This is a genomic window from Pseudomonas sp. NPDC007930 (genome assembly GCF_042958985.1).
Classification (GTDB): Bacteria; Pseudomonadota; Gammaproteobacteria; order Pseudomonadales; family Pseudomonadaceae; genus Aquipseudomonas.
On the sequence record NZ_JBIBKC010000020.1, the window covers coordinates 52961 to 62443 of the forward strand.

Sequence of the window (9483 nt, forward strand, 5' to 3'; positions counted from 1 at the left end):
CCGGCAGGCAGGGCGCGTTGAAATCTCAAGGCGATCGCTCAGCGCCTTTTCGCCATCGCTTCGATGAAGCGGTCGAACAGCGGCGCGACGTCGGTCGGGCCCGGGCTGGCTTCAGGGTGGCCCTGGAAGCTGAACGCACTCTTGTCGGTGCGCTCGATGCCCTGCAGGGTACCGTCGAACAGCGACTTGTGGGTGGCGCGCAGGTTGGCCGGCAGGGTGGCTTCGTCGACCGCGAACCCGTGGTTCTGGCTGGTGATCATCACCACGCCGGTGTCGAGGTCCTGAACCGGGTGGTTGGCGCCGTGGTGGCCGGTGCCCATCTTCACGGTGCGGGCGCCGGAGGCCAGGGCCAGCAGCTGGTGGCCGAGGCAGATGCCGAACACCGGCACGTCGGTTTCGAGTACGTCCTGGATCGCCTTGATCGCGTAGTCGCACGGCTCTGGGTCGCCCGGGCCGTTGGAGAGGAACACGCCATCCGGGTTCATCGCCAGCACCGCGGCGGCCGGGGTTTGCGCCGGCACCACGGTCACGCGGCAACCGCGCGCGACGAGCATGCGCAGGATGTTCAGCTTGACGCCGTAGTCCCAGGCCACCACGTGGTACGGCAGCTCGGCGTCGGTGCGCTCGGCGTGGGTGTCGCCGGCCAGCTCCCAGACGCTGGAACGCCACTCGTAGGTTTCGGTGGTGCTGACTTCCTTGGCCAGGTCCATGCCCTTCAAGCCCGGGAACGAGCGCGCGGCGGCGATGGCGGCTTCTTCGGTGACGTTGTCACCGGCCAGGATCGCGCCGTTCTGCGCGCCCTTCTCACGCAGGATGCGGGTCAGGCGGCGGGTGTCGATGCCGGCGATGGCCACCACGTTGTTGGCTTTGAGGTAGTCAGACAGCGACTGGGTGTTGCGCCAGTTGCTGGCCAGCAGCGGCAGGTCGCGGATCACCAAACCGGCCGACCAGACCCGCGACGACTCAGCGTCGAGCGCGGTGGTACCGGTGTTGCCGATGTGCGGGTAGGTCAGGGTTACGATCTGCTGGGCATAGGAAGGGTCGGTAAGGATTTCCTGATAACCGGTCATAGCGGTGTTGAACACCACCTCTCCGACGGTCTGGCCATCGGCTCCGATCGCTTCACCGCGAAAGATGCTGCCGTCGGCAAGGGCGAGTATGGCTGGCTTAGTCAAGAAGACCTCCGAAATTCAAGCCTGAAAGGGCGATCGCAGGTTGTAAAAAAGCGGAATGACGTAGTTAACGTCACCCCGCTTCTTTGAACGAATTTTTCTGCGCGCTTTTAGTGGACACACTAAAGCTGTAGCTTACAGAAAAACTGTTTTTTGGTCCACCGCGAAAACGCCTTGTTTTCCGGGCGCTGCCGGAAAGGTGGTATCAGTGTAGCCCCAGAACGTCTTGCATGTCGTAAAGCCCCGGTGCGCGGCCGTCGAGCCACATGGCCGCGCGCACCGCGCCCTTGGCGAAGGTCATGCGGCTGGAGGCCTTGTGGGTGATCTCGACGCGCTCGCCTTCGGTGGCGAACAGCACGGTGTGGTCGCCCACTACATCGCCGGCGCGCACGGTGGCAAAGCCGATGGTCTGGCGGTCGCGGGCGCCGGTCTGGCCTTCGCGGCCGTACACGGCAACTTCACGCAGGTCACGGCCCAGGGCCTTGGCAACGACCTCACCCATGCGTAGCGCGGTACCCGAGGGCGCATCCACCTTGTGCCGGTGGTGCGCCTCGAGGATTTCAATGTCGGCGTCTTCGGCCATCACCCGCGCGGCGGTGTCGAGCAGTTTCAGGCAGAGGTTGACGCCCACGCTGAAGTTGGCGGCGAAGACGATCGGGATGTCTTTGCCGGCTTCGGCCAAGCGGGCTTTTTCGTCTTCGGTAAAGCCGGTGGTGCCGATGATCATCGCCTTGCCAGCCTTGCGGCAGAAGGCCAGGTTGCGCAGGGTCACCGAAGGGTGGGTGAAGTCGATCAGCACGTCGAACTCATCGCCCACCCGGGCCAGGTCGCCCGACAACGGCACGCCGATGCGGCCCAGGGCCGCCAGCTCGCCGGCGTCAGCCCCGACCAGGGTGCTGTCGGGGCGGTGGATGGCCGCGGTCAGGCCGGCACCGGCCTCTTTGTGTACGGCTTCAATCAGGGCCTTGCCCATGCGGCCGGCGGCGCCGGTCACAGCTATACGTCGCATGTGTGCGTTCCTTCCAAACCGTCAAAGATCGCCGAAAAAGCGCTTCATGCCTTCGAACCAGCCACTGGCCTTCGGCGAGTGGGAGCTGTCGCCCTCGAGCGTGGCGCGGAACTCTTCGAGCAGCTCGCGCTGGCGGCGGTCGAGGTTCACCGGGGTTTCGACGGCCACGCGGCACATCAGGTCACCCGGGCCACCGCCACGCACGGGGGCCACGCCCTTGCCGCGCAGGCGGAACTGCTTGCCGGTCTGGGTGCCCTCGGGGATTTTCAGCTTCACCCGGCCATCGAGGGTCGGCACTTCGAGCTCGCCACCCAGGGCGGCATCGGTGAAGGCGATCGGCACTTCGCAGAACAGGTGCTTGCCGTCACGCTGGAAGATCGCGTGCTCGCGCACGCTGATCACCACGTACAGGTCGCCGGTCGGGCCGCCATGGGCACCGGCCTCGCCCTCGCCCGCCAGGCGGATACGGTCGCCGGTGTCGACGCCCGCCGGCACCTTGACCGAGAGGGTTTTGAATTCTTCGACACGGCCTTCGCCGTGGCAGCTGTCGCACGGGTCGGAGATGATCCGGCCCTGGCCGTGGCAACGCGGGCAGGTTTGCTGCACCGAGAAGAAGCCCTGCTGCATGCGCACCTGGCCAACACCACCGCAGGTGGGGCAGGTGATCGGCGCGGAGCCTTTTTTCGCGCCGCTGCCGTCGCAGGGCTTGCAGTTGACCAGGGTGGGCACGCGAATGCTGACCGTGGTGCCGCGCACGGCTTCTTCGAGGTCGAGCTCGAGGGTGTAGCGCAGGTCGGCGCCGCGCTGGGCACCGCCACGGGCGCCACCACGGCCGCCGCCAAAGAAGTCACTGAACACATCGCCGAAGATGTCGGAGAAGTTCGCCCCACCGAAGCCCGCGCCGCCGGCGCCGCCGCCCATGCTCGGATCTACCCCGGCATGGCCGTACTGGTCGTAGGCGGTGCGTTTGCTGGTGTCAGACAGCACTTCGTAGGCCTCGTTGGCCTCCTTGAACTTGTCTTCGGCTTCTTTATCGCCCGGGTTGCGGTCCGGGTGAAATTTCATCGCCAGGCGGCGATACGCCTTCTTCAGGTCGGCTTCACTGGCGCCGCGCTCGACCCCCAGCACTTCGTAATAATCACGCTTGGCCATAAGTTCTTTTTCACACTCTCGATGACGTTTGGCAGCGAACTGCCTGGCATGCCCCAGGCGGCACACCGTGAGTAGAAAGCGGGGAAACGGCAACCCTGGTCACGGGCTACCTGCCGCAATGGCCCGCGCCATGGGTGCGCGGGCAAGAGAAAAAAGGTGTTGCAAAAGCCGGACGCCAGACGCGCCAACGCGGGGGCAAGGCCCCCGCGCGGCGACATCCTACCAGCCACCACGCAAGCGTAGGGAACCGGCGATCAACAAGCGGTTACTTGTTGTCTTTCACTTCTTCGAACTCGGCGTCGACCACGTCGTCGTGCTTCTTCGGCTCTTCGGCGCCACCGGCAGGCTGCGCGCCCGCTTGGGGTTGCTCGGCCTCGGCGTACATCTTCTGCGCCACCGGCGCGGAGACTTTCGACAGTTCTTCGATCTTCGCTTCGATGGCCGCCTTGTCGTCGCCCTTCACCGCGGCTTCCAGCGCCGACAGTGCTGCTTCGATGGCGGTTTTTTCTTCGGCGGTGACTTTGTCGCCGGCTTCGGAAATCATCTTGCGGGTCGAGTGCACCAGCGCGTCACCCTGGTTGCGGGCAGCGGCCAGCTCTTCGAACTTGCGGTCTTCCTCGGCGTTGGCCTCGGCGTCACGCACCATGCGCTCGATTTCTTCGTCCGACAGGCCCGAGTTGGCCTTGATCACGATCGACTGCTGCTTGCCGGTGGCTTTGTCTTTGGCGCCGACGTGCAGGATGCCGTTGGCGTCGATGTCGAAGGTCACTTCGATCTGCGGCACGCCACGCGGGGCTGGCGGGATCTCGGCCAGGTCGAACTTGCCCAGCGACTTGTTCTGCCCGGCTTGCTTGCGCTCGCCCTGCAGCACGTGGATGGTCACGGCGCCCTGGTTGTCGTCGGCGGTGGAGAACACCTGCGACTTCTTGGTCGGGATGGTGGTGTTCTTCTCGATCAGCGGGGTCATCACGCCGCCCATGGTTTCGATACCGAGGGTCAGCGGGCTGACGTCGAGCAGCAGCACGTCTTTCACGTCGCCGGCCAGTACCGCGCCCTGGATGGCAGCACCCATGGCCACGGCTTCGTCCGGGTTGACGTCTTTACGGGCTTCTTTGCCGAAGAAGTCGCTCACGGCCTTTTGCACCATCGGCATGCGGGTCTGGCCGCCGACGAGGATCACATCGTCGATTTTCGACGGGTCGATGCCGGCGTCTTTCAGGGCGATGCGGCATGGCTCGATGGTGCGGGTGACCAGGTCTTCGACCAGGGCTTCGAGCTTGGCGCGGGAGATCTTCACGTTCAGGTGCTTCGGCCCGGTGGCGTCGGCGGTCACGTACGGCAGGTTGACGTCGGTGCTCTGGCTCGACGACAGCTCGATCTTGGCTTTTTCAGCGGCTTCCTTCAGGCGCTGCATGGCCAGCGGGTCGCCCTTGAGGTTGATGCCGCTTTCTTTCTTGAATTCTTCAACGAGGTAGTCGATCAGGCGCAGGTCGAAGTCTTCACCACCGAGGAAGGTGTCACCGTTGGTGGCCAGCACTTCGAACTGGTGCTCACCGTCGACTTCGGCGATTTCGATCACCGACACGTCGAAGGTACCGCCACCGAGGTCGTAAACGATGATGGTGTGGTCACCCTTGGACTTGTCCATGCCGTAGGCCAGGGCCGCGGCGGTGGGTTCGTTGATGATGCGTTTTACGTCGAGGCCAGCGATTTTACCGGCGTCTTTGGTGGCCTGACGCTGGCTGTCGTTGAAGTAGGCCGGCACGGTGATGACCGCTTCGGTCACGGCCTCGCCGAGGTAGTCTTCGGCGGTTTTCTTCATTTTTTTCAGCACTTCCGCGGAGATTTGCGGCGGTGCCATTTGCTTGTCTTTGACTTCGACCCAGGCGTCACCGTTGTTCGCCTTGACGATCTTGTAAGGGACCATGCCGATGTCTTTCTGCACGACGTTTTCGTCGAAGCGGCGGCCGATCAGGCGCTTGACCGCGTACAGGGTGTTGGTCGGGTTGGTCACGGCCTGGCGCTTGGCCGACTGGCCGACGAGGATTTCACCGTCGTTGGTGTAGGCGATGATGGACGGCGTGGTGCGAGCGCCTTCGGCGTTCTCGATCACCTTGGTTTTGCCGTTTTCAATCACGGAGACACACGAGTTGGTCGTCCCCAGGTCGATACCGATAATCTTGCCCATGTTAAAACTCTCCAGAAACTTCGAATTGGGTTGCCGCAGCAGTGGTGGCTGGCTGCGGTAGCACTGAACGCTTGCCGACTAGATGGGGGCGGCCGGTTTTATTTCAAGCCTTTTCGTCGATCGAAGGCGAAACCGGTGCCGGCGCCTTGCTGACCACGACCATGGCCGGGCGCAGCAGGCGGCCGTTGAGCAGGTAGCCCTTCTGGAACACCTTGAGCACGGTGTTCGGCTCTACGTCGGCGCTCTCTTGCATGGCCATCGCCTGGTGCTGTTCGGCGTTGAACGGCTCGCCGTGAGGGTCGAGCGCGTCGAGGTTGTAGCGCTTGAGGGTGTCGGCGAACAGCTTGAGGGTCATCTGCATGCCTTCGCGCATCGGGCGCAGGGCTTCGTCCTGGTCGTTGGACAGCTCAAGCCCACGCTCCAGGCTGTCGATCACCGGCAGCAGGTCGTTGGCGAACTTCTCGAGGGCGAACTTGTGCGCCTTTTCTACGTCCTGCTCGGCGCGGCGGCGCACGTTCTGCAGGTCGGCGACCACGCGCAGGGCCTGGTCCTTGGCGGCGGCCAGCTCTTCTTCAAGGGCTACCACACGCGCGCCGAGGTCTTCGCCAGCGCCTTCCTGGGCCGGGTTAGCGGCTGGGTTCTGCTCGTCCAGCTTCTGTTCATCAGCCATGGAAATCTCCTTTGGGATCACGTCGCGAGCAACGGGCTCGCACTTCTGCCCGCCTATATGGGGCCTGTGCTCGGCGCTTCAAGGGGCAATGGGGCGAACGGCGGGATAAATTCTTTTTGGCGATAAGCGGCAAGGCGGTGCGCGCTATTTGGCCTAACCCTCGGCATTGCCAGGCACCTGAAAACAACTGTATAAATAAACACTACTTCGTGTTTTTGCCCGGGAGCCGAGCATGCTGGTGCACCTGTCCGTTCATAACTACGCCATCGTCGAGCACCTCGACCTCGAGCTGCAGCGCGGCATGAGCGTGATCACCGGCGAAACCGGCGCGGGCAAATCGATCATGCTCGACGCCCTCGGCCTGGCCCTGGGCGACCGCGCCGAGCCCGGCGTGGTGCGCCCGGGCGCAGACAAAGCCGACATCCTCGCGACCTTCGACATCAGCCAGATCGGCGAAGCCCGCGACTGGCTCGACGAACGCGATCTGGCCCACGAGGGCCAGTGCATCATGCGCCGGGTGATCACCGCCGAAGGCCGTTCTCGCGCCTACATCAACAGCACCCCCTGCCCCCTCGGCGACCTCAAGGCGCTGGGCGAACTGCTGATCGACATCCACAGCCAGCACGAACACCAGTCGCTGCTCAAGCCCGACACCCACCGCCGGCTGCTCGACGAATACGCCGGCGCCAGCGACCTCGCGCGCCAGGTGCAACTGGCCGGCCAGCGCTGGCGCCAGGCCCGCCAAGAGCTCGAGCGCCTGAGCAACGCCGGCGATGAAGTGCGCGCGCGCCAGCAACTGCTCAGCTACCAGCTTGAAGAGCTCGACAACCTGGCGCTGGCCGACCATGAGCTCGAAAGCCTCGAGGAAGAACAGCAAAACCTGGCCAACGCCGAGGGCCTGTTCGCCACCGGCCGGCAGGTGCTGGAGCAATGCAGCGACAGCGACTCGGGCAACATCCTCAGCGCCCTGCACAGTTGCCTGAACCGCCTGGGCAGCCTGCACAACCCGCCCAAGCCACTGCAGGAAGCCGCCGGCCTGCTGGCCAACGCGCAGATCCAGGTAGAAGAAGCCGTGGGCGAACTCAACCGCTTCATCGACCACTTCGACGCAGACCCAGCCCGCCTGCAGTACATCGAGGAACGCCTCGACACGGTGTACACCCTGGCGCGCAAGCACCGCGTGCAGCCCCATGAGTTGGCCGCGCTGCACCAGCGCCTGTTCGAGGAGGTCGAAAGCCTCAACGCCAGCGACGAAACCCTCGAGAAGCTGGCCGAGGAAATCGCCGCCTACGCCCGCCACTACCAGGAAAAAGCCCAAGAGCTGAGCAACCTGCGGCACCAGGCCGCCAGCCACCTGGCCGAAGCCGTGGCGGCGGAGATTCACCGCCTGGGCATGCCCGGCGGGCGCTTCGAGATTGCCCTGCGGCCGTTCACCGGCAGCGAACTGCACCCCCACGGGCTGGAGCAGGTCGAACTGCTGGTGAGCGCCAACCCGGGGCTGCCATTGAAGTCGATCGCCAAGGTCGCCTCCGGGGGCGAGCTGTCGCGCATCAGCCTGGCGATCCAGGTGATCACCGCGCAAACCTCGCGCATTCCCACGCTGGTGTTCGACGAGGTCGACGTCGGCATCGGCGGGCCCACCGCCGAGGTGGTCGGGCAGCTACTGCGCCGGCTGGGCGAGCGCGGCCAGGTGCTGACGGTCACCCACCTGCCGCAAGTGGCCTCCCAGGGCCACCATCACCTGTTCGTGCACAAGCTGCGCAGCGACGACACCACCCACACCGCGGTGAAGGCGCTGAGCAAGGCCGAGCGGATCGAGGAGATCGCCCGCATGCTGGGGGGCATCGACTTGACCCGGGAGTCACTGGCGCATGCCAAGAAGATGGTGACCCAGGGCACTGCGCGCTAGAGCAGAGAGTCCGAACGCCAGGCATAAAAAAAGCGCCCATACAGGCGCTTTTTTCATGACCCTAGCTCAGCGCTTCTTGCGCACATACAGCACCAGGTTGTGCTCGACCAGGTCATAACCATGGCTTTCGGCAATCCGGTGCTGCAGCTTTTCGATCTCGTGATCGACGAATTCAACCACCTCACCCGAGTCGACATCGACCATGTGATCGTGGTGGCCGGTGTCTGCCAGTTCGAACACGGCATGGCCGCCGTCGAAGTTGTGACGCACCACCAAACCGGCGCTTTCGAATTGGGTCAGCACACGGTAAACCGTGGCCAGGCCAACGTCTTCACCCGCATCCATCAGGGCTTTATACACATCCTCGGCACTCATGTGCCGCTGTTCGGCCGAGTCCAGCATCTGCAGGATCTTGACCCTTGGCAGGGTAACCTTCAGACCTGCTTTACGTAGTTCGTTGTTTTCAACCATGTGAGCTTTCTCGCCGATTGCTGCTTTCGCAGCTTCATTCAATGCGGGTATGATCGGGGCTTTCGTTGACCCAGCCAAGATAGTGGAAGTCGCCCACCGATGCAAAACACCAAGCATTTGCTCACCAGCCTCACCATCGTGGGCCTGCTCGCGCTCGCCGGTTGTTCTTTCCCCGGGGTTTACAAAATCGACATCCAGCAGGGCAATGTCGTTACACAAGACATGATAGACCAGTTGAAGCCCGGAATGACCCGTCGGCAAGTAAGGTTTATCATGGGTAACCCCCTGATCGTCGACACTTTCCACCCGAACCGCTGGGATTACCTGTACAGCATGATGCCCGGTGGCGCCACGCGCCAGCAGGAACGCGTCAGCCTGATCTTCAACGACAACGACCAATTGGCCAGCCTCTCGGGTGACTTCATGCCCGGCGTGAGCCGTGACCAGGCCATCATGGGCGGCGACAGTGGCAATGCGGTTACACCGGCCGACCAGCCGAAGCAACAGCCGCAAGAAGCCCCGGCCAAACCAGGCTCGCTGCTCGATGACATTCAAAAGAGCGTCGACGAAGCCAAGCCCACCGCCGTGCCCAGCCCGCAGCCGCTGGAAACCAACCCGCAGTAAGGGGTTGGCCCATAAAAAAGCCCAGCACGATGCTGGGCTTTTTTTTGGGTGTTGGTTGGAGGGCCCATCGCCCGGCACAGCCGGAGTGCCGGGCGATGGGCTCCCACCAGTTTTGCGTAAGCCCCGGATTTACGAGGCAACCCGTGGGAGGCCGGATGTGCCGTAATGCTGTTCACTTAAGCAATCAGAGCACTAAATCGGGGTTAAAAAGCCCTGATTTCTTCAAATGGTTTTACTGAGCGCATGACCTGACTGGCCCTTCGCCCGGCACAGCCGGCCTCCCACCAG

Annotated in this window: 8 protein-coding genes; 2 read left to right on the forward strand and 6 right to left on the reverse strand. The window is 63.7% G+C overall.

All coding sequences use genetic code 11. From position 1 onward, the window contains the following. Positions 1 to 38 precede the first annotated feature (38 nt). The 5 genes from carA to grpE form a co-directional block, all read right to left on the reverse strand. A complete protein-coding gene (gene carA, locus ACFZCE_RS24550; RefSeq protein WP_390943143.1) occupies positions 39 to 1175 on the reverse strand; it encodes a glutamine-hydrolyzing carbamoyl-phosphate synthase small subunit in 1137 nt (378 codons plus the stop codon). Positions 1176 to 1377: 202 nt separating this feature from the next. Beyond that, complete coding sequence (dapB, locus tag ACFZCE_RS24555) at positions 1378 to 2181, reverse strand: 4-hydroxy-tetrahydrodipicolinate reductase (RefSeq protein ID WP_390943144.1); 804 nt, start codon at positions 2179 to 2181, stop codon at positions 1378 to 1380. A 21-nt stretch (positions 2182 to 2202) separates the two neighbouring features. Further along, positions 2203 to 3333: a molecular chaperone DnaJ gene (dnaJ, locus tag ACFZCE_RS24560; RefSeq protein WP_390943145.1), complete on the reverse strand. Its 1131-nt coding sequence runs from the start codon at positions 3331 to 3333 to the stop codon at positions 2203 to 2205. Between the two features lie 265 nt (positions 3334 to 3598). Further along, positions 3599 to 5521, reverse strand: a complete 1923-nt coding sequence (dnaK, locus tag ACFZCE_RS24565) for a molecular chaperone DnaK (protein ID WP_390943146.1) — start codon at positions 5519 to 5521, stop codon at positions 3599 to 3601. Between the two features lie 103 nt (positions 5522 to 5624). Then, positions 5625 to 6191, reverse strand: a complete 567-nt coding sequence (gene grpE, locus ACFZCE_RS24570; protein ID WP_390943147.1) for a nucleotide exchange factor GrpE — start codon at positions 6189 to 6191, stop codon at positions 5625 to 5627. A gap of 232 nt (positions 6192 to 6423) precedes the next feature. On the opposite strand from grpE, the gene recN reads away from it, so the two are divergent. Then, complete coding sequence (recN, locus tag ACFZCE_RS24575; RefSeq protein WP_390943148.1) at positions 6424 to 8100, forward strand: DNA repair protein RecN; 1677 nt, start codon at positions 6424 to 6426, stop codon at positions 8098 to 8100. Between the two features lie 66 nt (positions 8101 to 8166). On the opposite strand, the gene fur is transcribed toward recN, so the two are convergent. After that, on the reverse strand, positions 8167 to 8571 hold the full coding sequence (gene fur / locus ACFZCE_RS24580) for a ferric iron uptake transcriptional regulator (protein ID WP_390943149.1): 405 nt from the start codon (positions 8569 to 8571) through the stop codon (positions 8167 to 8169). 99 nt (positions 8572 to 8670) lie between these two features. Here fur and ACFZCE_RS24585 point away from each other — a divergent pair, with 99 nt between their 5' ends. After that, on the forward strand, positions 8671 to 9195 hold the full coding sequence (locus tag ACFZCE_RS24585) for an outer membrane protein assembly factor BamE (protein ID WP_390943150.1): 525 nt from the start codon (positions 8671 to 8673) through the stop codon (positions 9193 to 9195). The last annotated feature ends 288 nt before the right edge of the window (positions 9196 to 9483 follow it).